Raw genomic sequence first — 20972 nt, forward strand, 5'->3', positions numbered from 1 at the left:
AGCACCATCTTTCGGCTTATCGGTACCTGGCTGATCGGCATCCCGGGGTTGTGTGGGCTCCGTTCCGGTGGGCTTTGAAGGCGGGGCTCTCGTTGCGGGTTCGGTTGTTGACTCGGGGCTGAGGGGTTCACTGCGCAGGGCTCCGCCCCGGGCCCCGCCAGCTGATCAAGGACCGGCCAGCGCCGCACTCGGGTTGACGGCACGCCTGTTTGTGTTGGGCGGCTTGCCGTTGGGTCGTTTGGCGCGTTCGGTGTGGGGTGGCACAACGCATCAGCACTGCTCGTGACGGGACCACCCCACCAGGCGGCTTTGTGGAAAGCCCTGACGGCTCGGCTTCGCCATTGCGTGCGGCTCGCCTTCGGCTTCGTGTGGGCTAAAGGTGTTCCTTGCTCAGTTTTTGCCACAGGGCTGGTAGTGCTGCTTCTGTCTTGTGTGCCAGCTCTACCTCCCTGCCGTAGAGCAGGCCGAAGGTGAAGCCGTTCTCGTCGCCCCTGCCCAGGTCCAGCAGCACCGGGCGGGCCACTACCGAGTCCTGGTGGTCGCCCAAAAGGGTTTGGACGTCCTTTGCTCGCTTGCGCAGGGTTGTGGCGTGTTTGCCCAGGGCTGGTTCTGCCACCTCTGCGCTGTAGCGGAGGCGTTTCGCTGCTTTGCGGGCCTCGTGCAGTGGTTCGTCGCTGTTCGTGGACTGCAGGGCTGCTTCCACTCGTAGGTCCAGGCGGTGGCGGGCCTTTTCCACGAGGCTGGGGAGTACGTCCTTCGCTTTGCCTGCGGCCAGCTTTGTCAGTGGTGGGGTCGTCAGGAGGGTGTCGATGTCGTTCAGGAGGGTGAAGTAGCGCTTGCTGTCCAGGGCCGCTACCGAGTCCTTGTGCGCCTTGGCTTCCAGTGGGGCGAAGTGGCGGGTCATGCGGGCGGCCACGTCGCCCAGTGCCAGTTCTGGTGGGAGGGTGTGCAGGGCTTCTTCGAAGCGGGTGCGGAGGACTTCCAGGTCCCTGGAAGTGCCCAGGATCGCTGCCAGCCACTTCAGTTCGTCGGTGAGGGCTCTGGTTGCCTCGCGGTCGACGATTTTGCCGTAGGCCTGGAGGGCTGAGCGCGAGCGGCGCGTTGCCACTCGCATCTGGTGGATCGCGTCGTGCTCGTTGGTGCGGACTCTCGGGTCTTGGTTCTGCAGCGCCGCTCGTTGTTCGTGGAGGTAGGCGAGGACCACCTCGCCGGCTGTCGACTTCTTGGTGATGGTGGGGATGGCGTCTCGTTTCACGCCGATCACCTGGGAGAGCTTGGATTTCGAGGACGACGGGGTGATGCCCGCGTGTACGAGGTGGCCTTCTACCGTGTCGAGGAGTTTGCGGGTGCCGCTCTCGCCCAGCTCTACCTCGATTTCACGCCAGGAGGTGGTGGTGGTCGAGCTGCCCATGGTCTGGGCGGTGACCACGTCGTCCACCACCTCGGCCAGGAGGTCGCCGTTGTTGTTGGTCAGTTGCCAGCGGCGGCGGTTGGTCCTGATCTCGGCCACCGGGGCCAGGGTGTTGCCCCTGGTGTGGGCTCGGACCAGGGACGAGAGGTCCTTGGGCGGGGTTTTCACCGCTCGGCCCAGGGGGACTCGGATCTCCTGGCGGCTGTCCTCGCCCGCCGGGAGCTTGAGGTGCCACCCCTCGTCCTCGCCGCCTGCCCTGCGGCGGAGGGTGACGCCTGCCCGTGCCAGGCGGTAGTCGTCCGTGTCGAAGTACGTGGCTTCGAGGTCGAACTCCTCCGGGCCGGTCGCCACGCCGGTGATCTCTGTGAGGTCCGGCAGGCTCGCGTCCGATGGGGCCTCGTACTTGCGTTCGGTCTCAGTAACGGAGGTCGCCATTTTCTATTCATACCTCGTTCTGTCCGGGTTCACCCAGGTTGTGACGGTGTGTGAGGGCGGTTCCACTGCCGGGCGGAACCCGGCCTCTAATGCGTGCACTCGCTGGCTACCCGCTTTTGCCGGTCCTCAGTGTCCGGTTCGCTGGTCGCGTGCCCACGGAGAAGGAACGGCTCGACGTCGCCGAGCCTCAGGTCGCCCTGTTGATCAGTCACGTCGGTCAGCTCGCGGCTGAGCTGGAACGCGTCTCGTCTCGGCTCACCGTGCTGGAGCGGCGGTTGTCCGGGGCAGGGGACGGGCCGCTGGCCGATCTCGACGCCGTCACCGGGGAGGTCGCGCCGCTGGTCGAGGCGTTGCGCAGGGCGTGGGACGCCGAGCAGGAGATCCTCGCGGACCCGGCTCGGGTCGAGCTGAAGCAGGAAGTGCTGGAGTACGAGGGGCTCAAGGCGCGCCGGGACGACGCGCGGTCCAGGTTGGACAGTGGTCGTGTTCCCCGGTTCGAGCGGGACGCGCTGTCGCACGAGGTTCGGCAGGTGGAGTGGCTGATCCACGCGAACGCGGCGAGCGCCCAGCGCGCGGCCAAGCGGCTGGAGGCCGACGAGGACGCCGCGGCGGAGGAGTGGCGCACCGAGGCCGTGTTCGCGGGGGACAAGGCCCGCGGCGAGATCAAGGACGCGGCCGCGCGGCGCATCTCCGACGCGCTCGGGCAGTACGCGCGCATGCCGGTGTGGTTCCGGGTGGGGCTGGGGGAGATCCCCACGCCGGATCCGTCGTTCTGGCTGGAGTCGGCGATCGCCGTGCTCGCGTACCGGCTGGAGTACGGAGTCACGGACGCGGTGTCGCCGCTCGGTGCGGCGCCGTCGGCGTCGAGCGGGTGTCAGAACTGGGTCCGCCGCACGAACGTCCACGCCGACGTCACCGACCGGCTCACCACGCTGGCCGCCACGTTCCACCTGCAGTAAGCCGGTCTGGTCACGAAGGTCGCTGGGGCATCAGGGTGCCGCCGACCATGGTGGCGAGGACCGGGATGTCCGCGATCGCGCCGCTCGTGCGCGGGTCGTCGCCGAGCACCACGAGGTCCGCGAGCTTGCCGGGCGTGAGGCTGCCCAGCACGTGCTCCTTGCGGCACGCGTAGGCGCTGCCGAGCGTGTACGCGTGGATCGCCTCCTCGACGGTGACGGCCTCGTCCGGTCCGACCGCCCTGCCGCCGGACGAGCGGCGCCGCACCATGAACTCGATGGCGCGCAACGGCGACCCGTCCGCGACCGGCCGGTCCGAGCTGCCCGCGACGGTGATGCCGTGGTCGAGGAACGACCGCCCGCGGTACATCCACGGCGCCCGTTCCGCGCCCATGATCTCGCTGTAGTCGTCGCCGTAGGAGTGCAGGAACGTCGGCTGCACGACGGGGATCATCCCCAGCTCGGCGATGCGGCCCAGCTGGTCGGGACGGACCAGGCCGCAGTGCTCGATGCGGTGCCGCGCGCCGGCGCGCGGGCGTTGGCGCTGGGCCTCGGCCACGGCGTCCAACGTGAAGTCGATCGCGCGGTCGCCGATCGCGTGGATCGCGAGCTGCCAGCCGGCGTGGTGGCCGTCGACGATCGCCGCCCGCATGAACTCCTCGGTGTCGGCGAGCTGGCCCCTGTTGTCCGTTCCGGCGTAGGGCTCGGACAACGCCGCGGTGCGCGCGATCATGCCGCCGTCGGTCCACAGCTTCATGGCGCCCAGCGAGAGCATGTCGTCGCCGAACCCGGTGTGCAGGCCGAGGTCGATCGCCCGCGCGATGCCGTCGGCGGGCTCGGCTGCGACCGGATGAAGTACGTGCGCGGACACCATGAGCTGCACGCGGATCGGGAGCCGGGCGCGTTGGTACGCGGCGGCCTCCAGGGGGCTGCTGGCGATGAGCCCGGCGCCGATGCCCGCCTCCGCGCACATCGTCACGCCCTCGGAGAGCACCTGGCGGGCGCTCTCGCGCAGGTCCTCGACGATCTCGTCGAGCGAGTACGGCAGCCGCAACGTCCGCGCGGCCAGCTGCTCGTTCTCGGTCAGCCAGCCGTCGCTCGTGATGCCCGGGAGCTGCCGGAGCACCGCGGAGTTCACGACGCAGGCGTGCCCGGAGAGGTCCGCGAGGTAGCAGGGCCGGTCGCCCGTGACGGGGTCGAGGTCGGCGGCGGTGAGCGGCCTGTCCATGATCCGCCGGTCGTAGCCGGACGCCTCGATCCAGCCCTCACCGGGAGCGTGGGCGAGGCGCTCGAGCACCCCGGCGACAGTCGTCAGCCCGGTCACGTCGACGGTGCGGCTCCGGCGGCCGTTCCACGCGAGGTGCGTGTGGGCGTCGATGAAACCGGGCAGCACCACGGCGCCGCCGAGGTCGACGGTCTCGGTGGCCGGCAGGTCCTCGACCTGCTCGTCCAGTCCGGCGACGCGGCCCTGCCAGATGCCGATCGTGTGCGCGGCGGGACGTGCCGGGTCCATCGTGAGGGCCCGGCAGCCCGTCAGCTTCAGGTCGAGTTTCACCCCGTCAGTCTTATGCGGTCGCGAGGACCGGCGCAGAGGTGTTGGTCAGCACGGACGCCAAGATCTCACCCGAGCGCACCGCGACGTTGGACAGAAGCGACGACGTGATGCCGTGTGAGTGCTCGGTGCCGCCCTGGAGGTAGATGCCGCCGCGCAACGACGTCTGCAAGCGGTAGTCACGGCCCACGACCAGACGGCCTGCCTCGTCCCGTGCGCAGGTCTCGTCGAGCGAACCGAGGAACGGCGCGGCCTCGTCGTAGCCGGTGGCGAGCAGCACGAGGTCGGTGTCGAGGTACTCCTGCTCGCCGGTGACGAGCGACTGGATCACCGCGCGAGCGCCGTCCGCGGACTCCTCGACCGCGATGAGCCGCGTCATGTTCATCATCCGCAGGCGTTCCCTGCCCAGGACCTTCTCCTGGTAGGTCGTGCGGTAGAGCTGCGCGATGAGGTCGACGTCGACGACCGAGTAGTTGGTGTTGCGGTGGTAGCCCATCAGCCGCTGCTTCACGGCGTCCGGTGCGTCGTAGTAGTGGTCGACGGCCTCGGGGTCGAAGATCCGGTTCGCGAACGAGCTGTCGTCGGCAGGGCTGTAGCCGTAGCGGGAGAACACCGAGCACACCTCGGCGCCGGGGAACTCGCGGTGCAGGTGCGCCACGGCTTCCGCGGCGCTCTGCCCGGCACCCACTACGACGCACCGCTTCGGGTTCTGGAGTTCGCCGATCCGGTGCAGGAACTGGCTGTTGTGCCACACGCGGTCCGACAGCACGATGCCTTCCGGCACGGTCGGGCGCAGTCCGGTGGCGAAGACGAGGTTGCGGGCGTGGTACACGTCACCCGTGGCCGTGGTCACCTCGAACAGGTCGTCCTGGATCGCTTCCACGCCAACGGCTTCCGTGCCGTAGGAGACGAGGTCGTCGACCTGGGCCGCGGCCCACTCGAAGTAGTCGTGGAACTCGACGCGCAGCGGGAACAGGTTCTTGTGGTTGACGAAGTCGATGAGCCTGCCGCGGTCCCGCAGGTAGCAGAGGAACGAGAAACCGCTGGCCGGGTTCCTCATCGTGACCAGGTCCTTGAGGAAGGAGACCTGCATGGTGGCGTCGTCGAGCAACATGCCCCGATGCCAGCCGAACGTCTGCTGACGTTCCAGGAACACCGCGGTGACGGGGGTTTCGGCCTGCTCGTTGTGCTCGGTCAGAGCGATGGCGAGCGCCAGGTTCGAGGGACCGAACCCGATGCCGACGATGTCGTAGATCGGATGCATGAGCACTTAACTTAGGGAAGCCTAAGCTGCCTTCGCAAGCCGTCAGTTAGGTTAGCCTGACCGTATCGCACCGGAGTGAAGGAGGGCACCCCCATGAGGGTCGTCATGTTCGGGTTCCAGACCTGGGGTCATCGCACCCTGCAGGCCCTTTTGGCGTCCGAGCACGAGGTCGTCCTGGTGGTGACCCACCCCAAGGGTGAAGGCGCGTACGAGAAGGTGTGGAGCGACTCGGTCGAGGACCTGGCCCGCGAGAACGGCGTCGAGGTCGTCGTCCGCGAGCGCCCGGAGGACCAGGAGCTGCTCGACAAGCTCAAGGCAGCCGACCCGGACGTGATCGTCGCCTGCAACTGGCGGACCTGGATCCCGCCGCAGGTCTTCGCGCTGCCCAGGCACGGAACGTTGAACGTGCACGACTCGCTCCTGCCGAAGTACGCGGGCTTCTCGCCGTTGATCTGGGCGCTCCTCAACGACGAGAAGGAAGTCGGCGTGACGGCCCACATGATGGACGACACGCTCGACGCCGGCGACATCGTGCTGCAGCGCTCGGTCCCGGTCGGCCCGCGCGACACGACCGCCGTGCTGTTCGAGAGGACGCTGGAGCTCTTCGGCCCGATCACGGTCGACGGCCTCGCCGAGATCGCCTCCGGCCGCACCGAGTTCACCAGGCAGGACCGCTCGCAGGCCTCGTTCTTCCACAAGCGGGCGGAGGAGGACCTGCGGATCGACTTCACGTGGACCGCCGAGGAGCTGGACCGCCTGGTGCGCGCGCAGTGCGCGCCGTACCCGAGCGCGTTCTGCTTCCACCGCGGCCAGCGCCTGGAGATCATCGAGGCGGACGTCTCCGCCGAGGTCTACGGCGGCACTCCCGGCCGGATCTTCTACCGCGAGGGCGACGGCGTGGCGGTCGTCGCGGGTGCCGAGGCGCGACGCGGGCGCAGCAAGGCGTTGCTGGTCAAGAAGGTCCGCACCGCCGACGGCACCGAGCTGAAGGCGCACGAGTACTTCAAGACCATGGGTGGCTACCTGACCTCCCGGCCCCAGTAGCCGGCACCGATCACGGACCGGGTGACCGGTCCGTGATCGGCATGGTCGATCATTGGCCCATGAATCGCGCGGCGGTGACGTCACTGGTGGTCTTCGTGCTGCTGGTGGCACTCGGCTGGTACCTGACGGAACACCAGTCCGACAAGGACAACCCGCCCTCGACCCCCGTGCCCACCGGGCCCGCTCCCGCCGGTTCGGCCGACCTCGGCGCGCTGCAGATCGCCCCCGAGGCCAAGATGGCCGGCTACAGCCGCGACCGGTTCCCGCACTGGGCCTCGCAGGGCAACTCCTGCGACACCAGGGAGATCGTGCTGCAGCGCCAGGGCGCCGACGTGAAGCAGGACAAGGACTGCAAGGCGGTGTCGGGGACCTGGAACAGCGTCTACGACGGCGTCGTGATCAAGGACGCCGCCGAGGTCGACATCGACCACACGGTGCCGCTGGCGGAGGCCTGGCGGTCCGGCGCCGACAAGTGGACCGACGACCAGCGCAAGGCGTTCGCCAACGACCTGGGCGGCATCCAGCTGATCGCGGTGACCGCCAAGTCCAACCGCTCCAAGGGCGACCAGGACCCGGCGAAGTGGAAGCCGCCGGTCGCGGCGTACGGGTGCACCTACGCGCAGCACTGGATCTCGGTGAAGATCACCTACAAGCTGACGGTGGACCAGGCGGAGCACGACGCGCTCGCGGCGCTCCTCCAGACCTGCTGACCGGTGCCGACGACACGGCCCGACCCCCCAGGCGGGCCGCGTCGTCCACTGTCCTGCTAGCCGACCTGCACGGCCTCGAACAGCCCGGACAGCTTCCAGTGCGTCACGTACCCCATCGCCTCCGCGGCGATCAGCACGTCCAGCTTCCCGAGGTTGGTCCGCGCCGGCATCTGGTACGCCTTGCCGCGCCGCGCGTCGAGCACCATCGGCGTGGCGCCCGGCAGCGTGTCGGAGATGGTGTGCTGCAGGACGCGCAGCCCGACGTTCGCCGCCTCCCTGGTCAGCGGCACCTCCTTGGTGTGCACGAGCACGGCGTACGTCGTGCCGTCCTTCTTGCGCAGGCCCAGGTGCGGCCGGACCTTCAGGGTGAGCTCGCCCGCGCGGTAGGTGGCGGGTTCCACGGGCACGCCGGTCGCCCTGAACGACGCCAGCCACGGCAGGAAGCCGCCGGCGATCTCCTCGAACGCCCGCGGCTGGCCAGTGCGGTTGGCGTTCATGATCGCCTTCTTGAGCTCCAGCTCGGGTTCGGTCGAGTTGACCGCTCGTCGCATGGCGTCGCGGATCGGGTTGTAGAACCCGCAGACCTTGGGATCGGAGGTCAGGTACATCCCCCGCTGCTCCGACACGATGTTGATGCGTCCACGCTGTCCGCTCATGACGTACTCGGTGAACGACAGTGCGGTGACGCTGACGTTGTTGTCCGGCAACGCTTTCTCCCCTCGTACCGCTCTCTTCACCTGACGTTATCCGAGGGGTCTGACAAAAACGGCGCTGCGCCGATCGGCCCAACGGTCACGGAGTGTTCACCATTCACTCGAACGGGTGCCACGCAGAGTTGCGACGTTGACCTCAATCTGTGAGCGGACAGTGACGCCCTGGCGGCCGATCGCGCGGATGACCGTTCGTCTGCCGTTCGCCGACGCCCACGCAACGCTCGCCGCAAGACCAGCGGGAGCACCACTCCGTAGAAGATCAACTCGAGAGAATGGGGTTCGACAGGAGGAATTGCGGCGAGGGAGCACGATGACGGTCAGGGCGGAGCGTTCACCCAATAGGGCGGGTGACGTGAGGGATCCGCGGCCGAGCAGGTGGCTGGTCCACCCCGGCCAGTGGCCGCACGCCGTGCAGACGACGGTCATCCTCGTGCTGATCGCCCTGCTGCTGTGGGCCATCGCCGTGACGCTCGGTCCCGACCAGGCCTTCATCGTCGGCTCCGCGGGCATCGCGGCCAAGCTCATCTGCATGTACCTCGAGACCCGCGTCGAGCGTTAGCTCCCGTAGCGTTCGGCGGACCGCGCCTTGGCCTTCGCCGCCTCGACCTCGCGGTCCTTGGGCGGAGCGGTCGTCACCAGCGCGTCGAGCAGTTCTCGTGTCGCGGCAGCCACGGCTTCGACCGCCTTGTCGAACGCGGCCTGGTTCGCCGCCGACGGTTTCGCGGCCCCGCTCACCTTCCGCACGTACTGCAGCGCCGCGGCCCGCACCTCGTCGGTGGTGGCCGGCGGTTCGAAGTTGTGGAGCACCCGGATGTTTCGGCACATGCCCCCACTATGACCTGTCCGGCGGCGCCGCGCGGGTGTGGAGGCGTTCTCCCTGCTTGCCGAACAGGCTGATGATCTCCGCCGGCTCGCCGTCCGCGCTGCCCAGCGAGTGCGGCTGGCGGCAGTCGAACTCCGCCACCTCGCCGGCGCGCAGGACGACCTCCTTGTCGCCGAGGCGCAGCCGGACCCGTCCGCTCAGCACGTAGAACCACTCGTACCCCTCGTGCACCTGGGACTCGTGCATCCGGGATTCGGTGATGACGATCTTCCAGGCCTGCAACGGCCCGATGGAGCGGGTCAGCGGGACGCCGACCCGGCCGTGGGTGAGCTCGCGCGGCTTCATGGTGACGCGCGGGTCGCCCACCTCGGGCGCGCCGACCAGGTCGTCGAGCGACACCTGGTAGGTCCTCGACAACGGCAGCAGCAGTTCCAGCGTCGGCTTGCGCTGGTCGGACTCCAGCCGCGAGAGCGTCGACTTCGAGATGCCCGTCATCTCGGACAGCGCCGCCAGCGTCAGGTCGTGCTCCGCCCGCAGTGCGGCGAGCCGGTGCCCCAATGTCGGAAAACTCGGGGATGTTGCCATACCGGCAACTTACTTTGCCAAAACCGGACTGTCGACCGCACTCTCGGAGCATGACGTACGAAGTGGTGATCATCGGTGGGGGAGCGGCCGGGCTGAGTGCCGCCCTGATGCTGACCAGGGCCCGGCGCAGCGTGCTCGTGGTCGACGGTGCCGAGCCGCGCAACAAGCCGGCCGCGCACATGCACAACTACCTCTCTCGCGACGGCCTGTCGCCGTTGGAGTTGCTCAAGCACGGCCGCGCCGAGGTCGAGGGCTACGGCGGGGAGGTCGTCAACGACACCGTGCTGGGCGTGGCCAGGACCGACGAGGGGTTCGCGGTCGAACTGGCCGGACGCACGGTGCACGGCAAGCGCCTGTTGTTCGCGACCGGCATGGTCGACGAGGTGCCCCAGAACCTGCGCGACCGCTGGGGCCGAGACGTCTTCGGCTGCCCGTACTGCCACGGCTACGAGGTCCGCGACCAGAAGCTCGTGGTGCTCGGCGACGAGATGAAGGTCGCGCTGGTCCGGCAGTGGTCGGAGGACGTCACGCACGTCGAGTCGGTCGACGGCGTCGAGGTGGAGGACGACAGGCTCGTCGCGGTGATCTCCGGCTCACGACGCGTCCCGGCCGACGCGCTCGTGTACTTCGCGCCGGTCAAGCCGCGCGACGAGCTCCTGCTCGCGTTGGGCGCCGAGACCGGGGAGACCATCGCCGGTCCGTTCGTGCGCACGGACGCCAAGGGCCGCACGAGCGTGCCTGGCGTCTACGCGGCGGGCAACGTCACGGACCCCACGGCCATCGTGATCGTCGCCGCCGCGCAGGGCGCCCAGGCGGCCGGAATGATCAACATGGACCTGCTGGGCCTCGTGCCGTCGGCAGGCTGATCCGGAACGCCGAGCCCTCGCCGAGCACGCTCGTCACGGACACCGTGCCTCCGTGCGCCTCCACCAGGTGCCGCGTGATCGCGAGCCCGAGCCCGCTGCCACCCGTGCGGCGGCTGCGGGACTTGTCCGCGCGCCAGAACCTGTCGAAGACGTGCGGCAGGTCGCCGGGCGCGATGCCGGTGCCGGTGTCGCGCACCTCCAGGACGGCGTTGTCCTGCTCCTGGAACAGCTTCACGACGACTTCGCCGCCCGGCGGGGTGTAGCGGACGGCGTTCGCGACGAGGTTGCCGAGCGCCTGGCGCAGCCGCACCGGGTCCGCGGTGAGGTGGACCGGCGTGGTCTCCGCGCGCAGCAGGATCTCGCGGTTCTGCTGCGCGGTGACTACCTGGTCCACGACGTCGTCGAGCGCGATCGGCTCGGGGTGCAGCCGCAGCGTGCCCGCGTCGGCCTGCGCCAGGTCGTGCAGGTCGTCCACGAGCCGTTGCAGCAGAAGGGACTCCTCCAGCAGCATGCCGATCAGGTGCGGATCCGGTTCGGCCAGCCCGTCCTGCGTCGCCTCCAGCCAGCCCGTGATGTTCCCCAGCGGCGTGCGCAGCTCGTGCGCGACGTCGCTGACCATGGCCTGGCGCTGCCGTTCGGTCTCGGCGAGCTTCGCCGACATCGCGTTGAACGATCGCGCGAGCTCTCCGATCTCGCCCGCGCCGCCGTCCACCCGCGCCGTGCGGTCGCCTTCCGCGGTTCGTTTCGTGGCTGCGGTGAGCGCCCGGATCGGCCGCACCAGCTGGGTCGCGGTGACCCAGGACGCGAACCCGGCGAGCGCGACGATCCCCAGCGCCACCAAGGTGATCCGGGTGGCGCCGGTCGTCGAGAGGTCGATCGTCGTCGGCTCGTCACCGGTCGGCGAGGTGAGGAACAGCTGGGCCGGCGCCGCGACGTACGGCCTGAGCTGTTCACGGCGCGAGATGTCCATGCATGCCACCACTTCCGGCGGCGCGCCGGTGACGGTCGTGATCTCCCAGTCGAACGTGTTGAGTCCAGGACTGGGTGGCTTGTCGTAGCTCCTGCCGTACGGGACGCGTTGGTCGAGGCACTTCCAGAGCAGGGCTTCGAGCTGCCCGTACGCGGCCTTCTCCGTCACCGTGATCGTGTAGAGCCGATAGCCGACCGGGCAGTCGTCCCACTGCGAGAGCTCGCCGGGCCCGAGGTTGGACAGGCGCGGCCGGCCGTTGGGCGCCTCCACCAGCGTGATCCTGTTGTCGGTGCACTGGAGGAGCTGGTCGGCGTAGGCGTGCAGCGTGCGGTACTCCTCGTCGGCGAGCTTGAACGGCCCGACCGCCCTGGGATCGATCTTCCCGTTGACGTTCAACGGGTCGACCAGTGCCTTCGGGGTGATGGGCAGCTGCGGCGAGTTCTCGCCGCCGGTCTCGACCAGCGTCGTGCCGTTGCCGTCGGTCAGCGCGATGCGGCGGTTGTACTTCTGCGCGATGCCGTCCACAGCGGACTTCGCGCCCGCCCAGTCCTTGTGCGTGGCCGCGTAGTTCACCAGCTCGTCGAGGATCTGCGCGTCGGTCTCGAGCGCGTCGCCCTGCTCCTGGCGGATCGCGCCCGTCGTCGCCTGCGACGCGAGCCACGCCGTCACGGCGATCGAGCAGGCCGCGATCACCAGGGAGAACAGGAAGAACCTGACGAGGAGGCTCTTCATACGAGCTTGTACCCGATGCCGTAGACGGTGAGGAGCCGTTCCGGCCGGCGCGAGTCCTGCTCGATCTTGCGGCGCAACTTCATCATGTGCACGTCCACCGTGCGTGCGGTGATGAACCCGTCCTCCAGTAACTGTTCGCGCGTGAACACCCGCTGCGGCTGCGCGGCCATCTTGGCCAGCAACCGGAACTCGGCGGGCGTGAGGCTCACCAACTCGTCCTTGATGCGCACCTCGTGCCGTATCGGGTCCACGGTCAGGTCGCCGACCTTGAGCACCGTCGCGTTCGTCTCACGCGCCCGCCCGCTGCGCCGCAGGATCGTGCGCACCCGCGCGACCATCTGCCGAGGCCGGAACGGCTTGGTGATGTAGTCGTCCGCGCCGAGGTCGAACCCGAGCAGCACGTCGTCCTCGGTGGAACGGGCTGTGAGCAACACGATCGGCACGTCCGACTCGGTGCGGATGGCGCGCATGACGTCGATGCCGTCCACCAACGGCATCATCACGTCCAACACCAGCAGATCGGGACTACGGCGCCGCGTCTCGTCGATGGCGGCCCGTCCGTCGTGGACGACCATCACGGAATGCCCGTCGTGCTCGAGGTACCGGCGGACGAGCTCAGCCTGGTGGACGTTGTCCTCCGCGACGAGGATGTGGGCGCACACGGTTCGCAGTATGCAGGCCTTCACGACAGTCAAGCGGAACGCAAACAGGTTCTTCACGAGTTCCGGCGACCGTTGCCGTCATGAAGGCGCACCTGGTCCTGGCGGTGACAGCGCTGACCGCTCTCCTGCTCACGACGACGCAACTGGCAGGCGAGACGTCCCCCGCGGCCGCCCCGACCACGACACCGCCACCACCGTCCGTCGTCCCGTCCTCGGTGCCGTCGTCTTCACCACCACCGCGCGTCTACGCCTCCAGCTCGGACCTGCCGGACGGCCCCGGCTTCCCGGAGGTCGGCGCGCGCACGTTCCACGTGGTACCCGGCGAAGGCCCGGTCGTGGGCACCGGCCCGTTGCGCACCTACGCCGTCGAGGTGGAGGACGGCATCAGCGTGGACGAGCAGGCCTTCGCCTCCTTCGTGGACGCGACCCTCGCCGACCCGCGAGGCTGGACGGCGCGAGGCGCCCGTGCGGTGAAGCGGGTCTCCGGCCCTGCCTCGGTCCGCGTCAGGCTGGCGTCCCAGCGAACCGCCCGAGCCGTGTGCGGCTTCGAGATCCCGGTCGACGTCTCGTGCAACAACGGCGGCTTCGTGACGCTGAACGCCGCCCGCTGGTTCCGCGGCGCCGTGGCGTTCCTGCCGGACCTCACCTCGTACCGGCACTACATGGTCAACCACGAGGTGGGCCACGCGTTCGGCCAGGGCCACCAGCCGTGCGGCGTGGCGGGCGGCCCGGCGCCGGTGATGATGCAGCAGACGTTCAGCGTGTCGAACGACGAGATCGTCCGCATCACCGGCGGCGTGCCCCAGGGCGCCGTCATCCCGCAGGACGGCAAGGTGTGCACGCCCAACGGGTGGCCGTATCCATGACCTTCCAGGCCATGACCACGGTCGTGGTCTCGCCTTCGACCGCGAACACGGGCTCCACCCGGTCGAACACGGTCCTGAGCTCGCTGACGACGTCCGCGCCGCTGAACCCGGCGATCGCACGGTAAGCCGCACGCAGCAGCCGTGTGGTCCTGGTGTTCTTGGTGAGCCGGACGTCGAAGACGAACAACCGCCCGCCCGGCCTGAGCGCGTCCGCCGCGTTGGCGATCGCCGCCGGCACGTCCGGCATCGCGCTGAACGCCCCGAGCGCCACCGCCGCGTCGAACTGCCCGGCGCCGTGGTCGGTGTCGCACGCGTCGGCCAGCCGCACCTCGGCGTTTTCCGCGCGTTTCCTTGCCACGGCCACCATTCGTGCGCTCGAGTCCATCGCGACCACACGTCCACGCGGCCCCACCGCCTTCACGAGCTCCGGGATCAACGAGCCGGTGCCGCAGCCGATGTCGAGCACCGCCTCGCCGGGTGCCAGTCCGAGCGTGTCGACGGCCAGGCGGTTGAGCGAACCGGAGAACCGGTCGAGCACCCGGTAGTAGGTGAGCGCGGCGAAGTCCCACAGTTGCATGACGTCCCCCTTCACGTTTTGCAATGCGATCGCATCGTAAAACGCCGTGCGGCTATCGTGCAATGCGATTGCATTGGAGATGTGCGTGCCGAAGCAGGTCGACCACGGCGAACGCCGACGCCAGATCGGTGATGCCGTGTGCAGGTTGATCGCCTCGCGGGGCCTGGACGCGGTGAGCCTGCGTCACGTGGCCGCGGAGGCGGAGGTGTCCATGGGACGCGTCCAGCACTACTTCGCCACCAAGGACGAGATGCTGGCATTCGCGTTCGAGCTGGTCGGTGAACGGGTGGCAGCTCGCCTGGGGGCTGTTGCCGAGGACGATCCCGCCGCGCACCTGCGCGCGATCCTGCTGGAACTCCTGCCGTTGAGCGCGGCGGCCCGTGCCGAGGCTCCGGTGCTGGCGGCGTTCCTGGCTCACGCGGTGGTCGAGCCGCGCCTCGGGGAGATGTTGCGCCGGGGCAGCGGTGAGATGGTGGCGTGGCTGGCGGGACTGATCACCGCGGTGCGTCCCGGCGGGGACGCGGAGCGGGATGCGATGGGGTTGCTGGCGTTCGTCGACGGGCTGATGCTTCAGGTGCTGATAGGCCAGGTACCGCCCGAGACCGCGGTGAAGTTGGTGGACCGCCAATTGGCGCGTGTGTTCACTTGTGGTTGATGCCGATCTCCATAACCTGAGCCGATGGACGTCGACACAAGGCTGCTGCGGTACTTCGCCGCCATCGCCGAGGAGGGCAACCTCACGCGCGCGGCGCACCGGCTGTTCGTGTCGCAGCCATCGCTGACGAAGCAGCTCAAGCACCTGGAGTCGCAGCTGGGTGTGCGGCTCTTCACCAGGTCCAGCACCGGCATGAGGCTCACCGAGGCAGGCCGCGCCCTCGCCGCGCGGGTGCCGCCGGTGCTCGCCGGCTGGGACGCCGCCGTCGGCGAGACGCGGAGCGCGGCCAGGGTGCTGCGCGTCGGGTTCCTGGCCAGCGCCGCGAACGACGCCACGCACCACATCGTCAGCGCGTTCGGGCGGATCAGGCCGGGGTGGCGGGTCGACCTCAAGCAGGCGCCGTGGTCGGACCCGACGGCCGGTCTCGCCGCCGCGGAGGTGCCCGTCGCGTTGCTGCGCCTGCCTTTCCTCGGCGAGGACTCGTTCAAGGTGCAGGCGCTGTTCAGCGAACGTCGTTGCGTGGCACTGCCTTCCGCGCACCCGCTGGCGGGGCGCGCCGAGATCGCCTTCCGCGAGCTGTGGGACGACCCGGTCATAGTCGCCCCGGCGCTCAAGGGGACCTGGCGCGAGCACTGGCTGGCTCTGTCCGAAAGGGACGGTCGCGAGGTCCGCGTCGGCGCCGTCGTGGAGAAGCCCGACGAGTTCCTGAGCGCGATCGCCGGCGGACACGGCATCGCGCTGGTGCCGGCGTCCACGTCGCACTTCTTCGCACGACCGGACGTGGTCTACGTGCCCGTGACGGGCGTGAGTCCCAGCGAGATCGCCGTCGCGTGGCTGCCGGACGCGGGAGAGGCCGTCGCCGACTTCGTGCGGTGCTGTGTCGAGGTCACGCGGACGCGGCGCACCGGGTGCGGCACTCGCTCGGGCTGAAACCGTGCACGCGCTTGAACGCGGCACTGAACCCGAACGCGTCCGCGTACCCGACCTGCCGCGCCACCGCGGCCACCGTCGCCGACGACTCCGCCAGCAGGTCCGCCGCCAGCGCCATCCGCCACTCGGTCAGGTAGGTCAGCGGGGGAGTCCCGACCAGCCTGCAGAACCGGCTGGCGAGCGTCGTCCGCGCCACGCCTGCCTCCCGCGCCAGCAACGCGAGCGTCCACGCGCGGGCGGGGTCGTCGTGCATCGCCCGCAACACCGGACCGACCACCTCGTCGGCCAGCGCGGCCAGCCATCCCTCGCTGTGCTCGCGGTCGAACCACTCCCGCAGCGCGCACACCATCATCCAGTCCAGCAACCGGTCCGCCACGACACTGGGTTCGTCGGTCGTCAGAGACCCGTAGAACTCCGCACACCCGTCGGCCCCCGGCGCCACCAGCGCATCCGGCAGCACACCCGTCAACCGGCGCGCCACGGCCCCCATGACGTCGTACGTCCCGCTGACCACCGAGGCGTTCCCGTGCACGGCGACGGAATCCTGCACCACCAGGACGTCCCCGGGCCCCGCGACCTCGTCCCGGACGGTGACCTCACCCGCCACCACGGCGTACAGGGTGAGCCCGGACAACGCCCGCGTGCCGGAGATCTCCACCCGACGCACGCCGGCACCATCCGCGCGCACTCCGCGCAGCAGTTCGTCGAACGGCTCCATGCCTCCAACATACGTCCGGGACGATCAGACAGCAGCGCCGAACGCACGCCCATGTCACGTCGAGCCCACGTGCGGTGCAGTGGATGCCATGACACAAGAGATCCTCGTCCTGGGCGCGACCGGCAAGACGGGCCGCCGAGTGGTCGACGCCCTCAAAGCCGCCGGCGCCACCGTCCGCGCCGCCTCCCGCTCCAGCGCGGTCCGCTTCGACTGGTCAGACGAGTCGACCTGGCAGCCCGCCCTCTCCGGCACGACCGCCGCGTACGTCATCGCCCCGCACGACCCCGCGGCCGCCGCCCCGTTCGTCGCCCAGGCCGAAGCTTCCGGCGTGCGCCTGGTCCTGCTCTCCGGCAAGGCCCTCGACGAAATCCCGAACGACGTCTTCGCAGGCATGCACGCGGCTGAAGCTGCGGTCCGAGCCTCCGGACTGCCCTGGACCATCCTGCGCGCCAACAACTTCGCCCAGAACTTCTCCGAGGAACTCTGGCAGCAGGGAGTCCGCGCCGGCCGCCTGGCACTCCCCGTGGACGACACCCCGGAGCCGTTCGTGGACGTCCAGGACATCGCCGAGGTGGCAGCCCTGGTCCTGACCAGCGAGGACCACGACGGCCAGACCTACAACCTGACCGGCCCGGCCGCCATCACGTTCGACACGGCCGTGGCCAAGATCTCCTCAGCCCTGGGCCGCACGGTGGAACTGGTGAAGCTGACCCCGGACGAGTACCGCGAAACCCTGCTGTCAGAAGGACTGTCGGAGAACGACGCCACCGAGCTCAACGGCATGTACGAAGCCATGCGCAAGGGCCTGCTGGCCACCCCGACCGACGACGTGAGCCGCCTGCTGGGCCGCGAGGCCACCGACTTCGACACCTACGTGGCCGGAGCCCTAGACGCCTGGCGCTGACCGCCGAGGCAACAACAGGTGCACGGCAAACCCGGAAGCCGTGGCCATGACCGCCTGGTAGACGACCGACAGCTGGTACGACGACGCCACGAGGAAGACCGCGTCCAGCCCGGTCGTCCACCACCCGGCCAGCTCCCCGAGCCCGACCACGTGCCACCCGAAGAACCCGGCACACCACGAGCCCACGACCCAGGCGGCCCGTCCACCTCGCCTGGTGAACAGCCAGGTCGACACCGCGGCCACGGCGTTGAACGCGAGTGCGATGCCGGTCAGCGTCGCGTCGGCGTTCCACACGAGGCTGACCAGCGTCTGCACGACCAGCACGGCTACCACGAGCAGGGTGCCCAACCGGATCTTGTCCACGCGGCAGGGTAACGAGCGGCCGGTTCACGGGGAGTCCGGTGCCTCGCCAGAGCCTTGGAAACGATCTTCCTCCGACGGGAGGAGCGGGCACCAGGCTCAGGGACGCGGAACGGGTCCTGGTGCTCGACTGGATGCGCGACCGGGTGAGTCCACCGGACAAGCACGTGGGCCGACCTCCGAGGAGATCGGCCCACGTGCTTGCCACCTGCGGTGTAGCGCCCCTGGCAGGATTCGAACCTGCGACCTCGGGATTAGAAGTCCCTCGCTCTCTCCACTGAGCTACAGAGGCTGGAGGGGTGCGAAAGCGGCCACGACTCGTGGCCACCGATGCCCCCACCGGACACATCGTCCGAAGTCGATCGACCGTTTCCACCCTGCGTACAAACGGGTGATAAAAACGGTCTAAACGTGACGGGGATCACTTCGGCGGGGCCGTCGAGGCTCTCTTCGTGAGGGAAACGGCGAGTCTCGTCGGCTTCGGCGGTCTGCCGCCGGCCAGTAACTTCAGCGCCAGTTCGCCGGCTCGGCGGCCCTTGTCGGCCAGGGGTTGACGCACAGTAGTCAGCGGTGGGTCGCTGTAGGCCGCTTCGGGGACGTCGTCGAAGCCGACGACGGACACGTCGTGGGGGACGGTCAGGCCCAGGTCGCGGGCTGCCCGGAGAGCGCCGAAGGCCAGTTGGTCCGACGTGCACAGCAAGGCGCTCGGGCGTGGCGTGCGGGTGAGCAACCACCGCGCGCCTAGACGTCCGAGTTCGCGATCACTGCCGCGGGCCTCCCACACCGGAACATTGTCCGGTTCCACCCCGGCTTTTTCCAAAGTGTCGAGGTAGCCGCCCAGGCGGTCGCGGCTCACGCGGAACGGCACGGCCGAACGGCGGCCGAGGGACGCCGGGCCGGATGCGCCGTCCGGGTGCAGCGCGAACGTCAGCACGCCGAACCGCGTGTGGCCCAGTGTCAGCAGGTGTGACGCGGCGGCGCACGTGCCGGCGTAGTCCTGTACCTCCACGCGGGCAGAGCCCGGCAGCACGGGCTGGTCGATCACCACCAGCGGCAGGCCGCGTGCGGCCACGGCGGCCAGCGCCGGTGCCGTGTCCGGCAGGGAGTAGGCGACCATCACGTCCGCTTGGGCGCGCGTCACGATCGACGGGCGCGGGCCTCCGGTCGAGTCGCCCGGCATCAGGACCAGGCTGTGGTCGTGGCCGTCTACGGTCGAGGCGAGGCCGTCGAGCACGATCGAGAGGGCCGGGTCCGAGAACGCGCCGGAGAGGCCCTGCGGCAGCATGAAGCCCACGGCCGCGGACGAGCGGGTGGCCAGTGAGCGCGCTACCGGGTCCGGGCCCGTGTAGCCGAGCGAGAGCGCCGTTTCGAGGATTCGTTCGCGCAACGACGACGACAGCTGGTCCGGGCGGTTGTACGCGTTCGACACCGTCGCCCTGGAGACCCCCACCGCTGCGGCGACGGTGTCCAGCGTCGGCCTGCGTCGGCGGTCGGAGTCCACGGTCAGCATCGTATTCGAGGAATCGCCCCTGGCCCGCTGGCGGGACTGAAGCGCTTCAGTCATGCTGGAGGCATGTCCCCACGACTGGCGACGTTCATCGTCTTCCTGGTGAACGGCGGTGTCTTCGGCACCTGGGCTGCACGGGTGCCCGCACTCGCCGAGCAGGTCGGCGCGGAGGTGGGCAGTCTCGGCCTGGCCTTGCTCGGGGCCAGCGTCGGACTGGCTGTCACGGCTCCGCTGGCTGCGCGGATCTGCGCCGTCCACGGGTCGCGTGGAGTGCTGATAGCGAGCAGCCTCCTCAGTCCGCTGCTTCTGCCCGTGCTGGCGCTCTCGCAGTCGTCGCTGCAACTCGGTCTTACGCTGGTCGCGCTTGGCGCCAGCATCGCCGCGATGGACGTGTCGATGAACATCGCCGCGGTCGTCGTGGTCCGCGACCTGCGACGGCCGTTGATGCCGCAGTTCCACGCCGGCTTCAGCTTCGGCGGGCTCATCGGGTCGTTGGGCAGTGCCGCGGCCGCGCAGGCGCACTGGACGCCGATGAGGCACTTCCTCCTGGCGGCGTTGGTCGGCGCTCTCGTAGTAGCGGTTATCGCGAAGAAGGTCCCCGGAGGAGTGGGGGAGCGTCACAGGGAAGAAGTCACCGAACGCACCAGCGTGCTCAAGAGCCCGGTCCTCTGGCTGTTGGCGAGCATCGCGCTGTGCAGTGCCATCGCGGAAGGAGCGGCGGCGGACTGGTCGGCATTGTTCATGGTGCGTGAGCGGGGAATGGGCGACGCGGCCGGTGCATATGCCTATGCGGGCTTCTCGATCGCTATGGCACTCGCACGGTGGTTCGGCGAGCCGATCCAGCGCAAGCTCGGCCCGCACCGCCTCCTCGCGACGGGCGGTGGTCTCGCCGCTGCGGGTCTGGCGCTGGCCGTCCTGGTCCCGTTCCCGGTGGCGGGGTATCTCGGGTTCGGCCTGGCCGGTCTGGGGCTCGCGTACTCGTTCCCCGTGGTCATGGACCTGGCGAGCGAGACCGGGAAACGCGCGGACGGCAGCGGGGGCGAACGCGAGCTCGGCCTGGTGACGACGATCGCCTACACGGGGTTTCTCGCGGGCCCGCCGATCGTGGGCGGGCTCGCGCACCTCAGTTCACTCGTGCTGTCGCTCGGGTTCGTGGCGCTGGTCGCCGCGCTGATCATCCCGGCGACCCTGCTGGCCAGGCGTGCGGCTAGGCGGCCGGCATCCGTTTGAGGGCTTCCTCACCGAGCGGCTCCAGGGTGTCGCGCGCCTTGGCCTCCGAGACGCCGCCGCCCATGCCGATGGCGACCATCAACGACTCGGTGCGCGTCACGGCGATCGTGGCCGTGCACACCATCTCGGCCTCCTGCTTGCCGCAGCTGAGCCACGTGGCGTGCTTGCCGGTCAGGACCTCCTGGCCCTTGCTCTGGATGCGCTTCGACTCGTCGAATGACCGGTAGGGGACCGCCACCAGCACGAACGCGTTCTCCTTGAGCGTGAAGAGGCACGAGTTCGGCATCTCGACGCGCGGCGCGGGCACGAACTGGAGCGTCCCGATCGGCTTGAGCTCCTTCTCCGTCACGAGCTTGCACGGGTCGATGCCCGCGGTCTTGCGCGGTGTCTCGATCGCCAGCGGAGGGGGCGGCGCCGCGACGGGTTCGCCCTGGACGCGGTACGTGCAGCCGGTTGCCGCGAGGAGGACGAGCAGGAGGAGGAGAGAACGTCTCACACGGCG

23 protein-coding genes, 1 tRNA gene and 1 pseudogene are annotated in these 20972 nt (G+C 69.4%); 11 read left to right on the forward strand and 14 right to left on the reverse strand.

All coding sequences use genetic code 11. The annotated features are described in order from the left end of the window. A pseudogene (locus VM306_RS34685) lies at positions 1-122 on the forward strand (dTDP-Rha--alpha-D-GlcNAc-pyrophosphate polyprenol alpha-3-L-rhamnosyltransferase); the annotation flags it as partial. Positions 123-373: 251 nt separating this feature from the next. Here the strand turns inward: VM306_RS34685 and VM306_RS34690 are convergent. Further along, positions 374-1846: a CYTH and CHAD domain-containing protein gene (locus tag VM306_RS34690; protein WP_325522486.1), complete on the reverse strand. Its 1473-nt coding sequence runs from the start codon at positions 1844-1846 to the stop codon at positions 374-376. Positions 1847-1995: 149 nt separating this feature from the next. Here VM306_RS34690 and VM306_RS34695 point away from each other — a divergent pair, with 149 nt between their 5' ends. Further along, complete coding sequence (locus tag VM306_RS34695) at positions 1996-2805, forward strand: hypothetical protein (RefSeq protein ID WP_325522488.1); 810 nt, start codon at positions 1996-1998, stop codon at positions 2803-2805. 10 nt (positions 2806-2815) lie between these two features. On the opposite strand, the gene VM306_RS34700 is transcribed toward VM306_RS34695, so the two are convergent. After that, positions 2816-4357: an amidohydrolase gene (locus VM306_RS34700; RefSeq protein WP_325522490.1), complete on the reverse strand. Its 1542-nt coding sequence runs from the start codon at positions 4355-4357 to the stop codon at positions 2816-2818. Between the two features lie 10 nt (positions 4358-4367). Next, a complete protein-coding gene (locus VM306_RS34705) occupies positions 4368-5618 on the reverse strand; it encodes a lysine N(6)-hydroxylase/L-ornithine N(5)-oxygenase family protein (protein ID WP_325522492.1) in 1251 nt (416 codons plus the stop codon). A 93-nt stretch (positions 5619-5711) separates the two neighbouring features. Between VM306_RS34705 and VM306_RS34710 the strand changes: the two genes are divergently transcribed. Together VM306_RS34710 and VM306_RS34715 are read left to right on the forward strand one after the other, a co-directional pair. Continuing rightward, the gene (locus VM306_RS34710; protein WP_325522494.1) at positions 5712-6662 is read left to right on the forward strand and encodes a methionyl-tRNA formyltransferase; all 951 of its coding nucleotides are present in this window, start codon (positions 5712-5714) and stop codon (positions 6660-6662) included. Between the two features lie 59 nt (positions 6663-6721). Then, on the forward strand, positions 6722-7372 hold the full coding sequence (locus VM306_RS34715) for an HNH endonuclease family protein (protein WP_325522496.1): 651 nt from the start codon (positions 6722-6724) through the stop codon (positions 7370-7372). Between the two features lie 56 nt (positions 7373-7428). Here VM306_RS34715 and VM306_RS34720 read toward each other — a convergent pair whose 3' ends face one another. Next, complete coding sequence (locus tag VM306_RS34720) at positions 7429-8109, reverse strand: hypothetical protein (RefSeq protein WP_325522498.1); 681 nt, start codon at positions 8107-8109, stop codon at positions 7429-7431. Between the two features lie 328 nt (positions 8110-8437). Between VM306_RS34720 and VM306_RS34725 the strand changes: the two genes are divergently transcribed. Continuing rightward, positions 8438-8644: a hypothetical protein gene (locus VM306_RS34725; protein WP_325522500.1), complete on the forward strand. Its 207-nt coding sequence runs from the start codon at positions 8438-8440 to the stop codon at positions 8642-8644. Here VM306_RS34725 and VM306_RS34730 read toward each other — a convergent pair. Continuing rightward, entirely contained in the window at positions 8641-8910 is a 270-nt protein-coding gene (locus VM306_RS34730; protein WP_325522502.1) for a DUF2277 domain-containing protein, read from the reverse strand. The two genes, VM306_RS34725 and VM306_RS34730, sit on opposite strands and share 4 nt — an antisense overlap. 7 nt (positions 8911-8917) lie before the next feature. Beyond that, positions 8918-9493, reverse strand: a complete 576-nt coding sequence (locus tag VM306_RS34735) for a helix-turn-helix transcriptional regulator (RefSeq protein ID WP_325522504.1) — start codon at positions 9491-9493, stop codon at positions 8918-8920. Between the two features lie 50 nt (positions 9494-9543). On the opposite strand from VM306_RS34735, the gene VM306_RS34740 reads away from it, so the two are divergent. Beyond that, on the forward strand, positions 9544-10359 hold the full coding sequence (locus VM306_RS34740) for an NAD(P)/FAD-dependent oxidoreductase (protein ID WP_325522506.1): 816 nt from the start codon (positions 9544-9546) through the stop codon (positions 10357-10359). On the opposite strand, the gene VM306_RS34745 is transcribed toward VM306_RS34740, so the two are convergent. Both VM306_RS34745 and VM306_RS34750 read right to left on the reverse strand, forming a co-directional pair. Then, positions 10319-12061, reverse strand: a complete 1743-nt coding sequence (locus VM306_RS34745) for a HAMP domain-containing sensor histidine kinase (RefSeq protein ID WP_325522508.1) — start codon at positions 12059-12061, stop codon at positions 10319-10321. The genes VM306_RS34740 and VM306_RS34745 overlap by 41 nt on opposite strands. Continuing rightward, positions 12058-12723 (reverse strand): response regulator transcription factor, encoded by a 666-nt coding sequence (locus VM306_RS34750; protein ID WP_325522510.1) that lies wholly within the window; start codon positions 12721-12723, stop codon positions 12058-12060. Before VM306_RS34750 ends, VM306_RS34745 begins: the two co-directional genes overlap by 4 nt. Before the next feature lie 80 nt (positions 12724-12803). Between VM306_RS34750 and VM306_RS34755 the strand changes: the two genes are divergently transcribed. Continuing rightward, on the forward strand, positions 12804-13589 hold the full coding sequence (locus VM306_RS34755) for a DUF3152 domain-containing protein (RefSeq protein ID WP_325522512.1): 786 nt from the start codon (positions 12804-12806) through the stop codon (positions 13587-13589). On the opposite strand, the gene VM306_RS34760 is transcribed toward VM306_RS34755, so the two are convergent. Continuing rightward, positions 13537-14166, reverse strand: coding sequence for a class I SAM-dependent methyltransferase (locus tag VM306_RS34760; RefSeq protein WP_325522514.1), 630 nt, complete (start codon positions 14164-14166; stop codon positions 13537-13539). The genes VM306_RS34755 and VM306_RS34760 overlap by 53 nt on opposite strands. A gap of 79 nt (positions 14167-14245) precedes the next feature. Here VM306_RS34760 and VM306_RS34765 point away from each other — a divergent pair, with 79 nt between their 5' ends. Both VM306_RS34765 and VM306_RS34770 read left to right on the forward strand, forming a co-directional pair. Next, positions 14246-14821, forward strand: coding sequence for a TetR/AcrR family transcriptional regulator (locus VM306_RS34765; RefSeq protein ID WP_414672490.1), 576 nt, complete (start codon positions 14246-14248; stop codon positions 14819-14821). A 24-nt stretch (positions 14822-14845) separates the two neighbouring features. Continuing rightward, on the forward strand, positions 14846-15751 hold the full coding sequence (locus VM306_RS34770) for a LysR family transcriptional regulator (RefSeq protein ID WP_325522518.1): 906 nt from the start codon (positions 14846-14848) through the stop codon (positions 15749-15751). On the opposite strand, the gene VM306_RS34775 is transcribed toward VM306_RS34770, so the two are convergent. Further along, a complete protein-coding gene (locus VM306_RS34775) occupies positions 15708-16469 on the reverse strand; it encodes an AraC family transcriptional regulator (protein ID WP_325522520.1) in 762 nt (253 codons plus the stop codon). The genes VM306_RS34770 and VM306_RS34775 overlap by 44 nt on opposite strands. Before the next feature lie 88 nt (positions 16470-16557). On the opposite strand from VM306_RS34775, the gene VM306_RS34780 reads away from it, so the two are divergent. Continuing rightward, positions 16558-17373, forward strand: coding sequence for an NmrA family NAD(P)-binding protein (locus tag VM306_RS34780; RefSeq protein ID WP_325522522.1), 816 nt, complete (start codon positions 16558-16560; stop codon positions 17371-17373). On the opposite strand, the gene VM306_RS34785 is transcribed toward VM306_RS34780, so the two are convergent. The 3 genes from VM306_RS34785 to VM306_RS34795 form a co-directional block, all read right to left on the reverse strand. Beyond that, positions 17356-17736, reverse strand: a complete 381-nt coding sequence (locus VM306_RS34785) for a hypothetical protein (protein ID WP_325522524.1) — start codon at positions 17734-17736, stop codon at positions 17356-17358. The genes VM306_RS34780 and VM306_RS34785 overlap by 18 nt on opposite strands. Positions 17737-17952: 216 nt before the next feature. Then, a tRNA-Arg gene (locus VM306_RS34790) sits at positions 17953-18025 on the reverse strand. 129 nt (positions 18026-18154) lie between these two features. Further along, the gene (locus tag VM306_RS34795) at positions 18155-19234 is read right to left on the reverse strand and encodes a LacI family DNA-binding transcriptional regulator (RefSeq protein ID WP_325522526.1); all 1080 of its coding nucleotides are present in this window, start codon (positions 19232-19234) and stop codon (positions 18155-18157) included. A 72-nt stretch (positions 19235-19306) separates the two neighbouring features. Here VM306_RS34795 and VM306_RS34800 point away from each other — a divergent pair, with 72 nt between their 5' ends. Then, positions 19307-20470, forward strand: a complete 1164-nt coding sequence (locus VM306_RS34800) for an MFS transporter (RefSeq protein ID WP_325522528.1) — start codon at positions 19307-19309, stop codon at positions 20468-20470. Here VM306_RS34800 and VM306_RS34805 read toward each other — a convergent pair. Next, the gene (locus tag VM306_RS34805) at positions 20448-20966 is read right to left on the reverse strand and encodes a hypothetical protein (RefSeq protein ID WP_325522530.1); all 519 of its coding nucleotides are present in this window, start codon (positions 20964-20966) and stop codon (positions 20448-20450) included. The genes VM306_RS34800 and VM306_RS34805 overlap by 23 nt on opposite strands. Positions 20967-20972: the final 6 nt, after the last annotated feature.

This window comes from Lentzea sp., assembly GCF_035525475.1.
Taxonomy (GTDB): domain Bacteria; phylum Actinomycetota; class Actinomycetes; order Mycobacteriales; family Pseudonocardiaceae; genus Lentzea.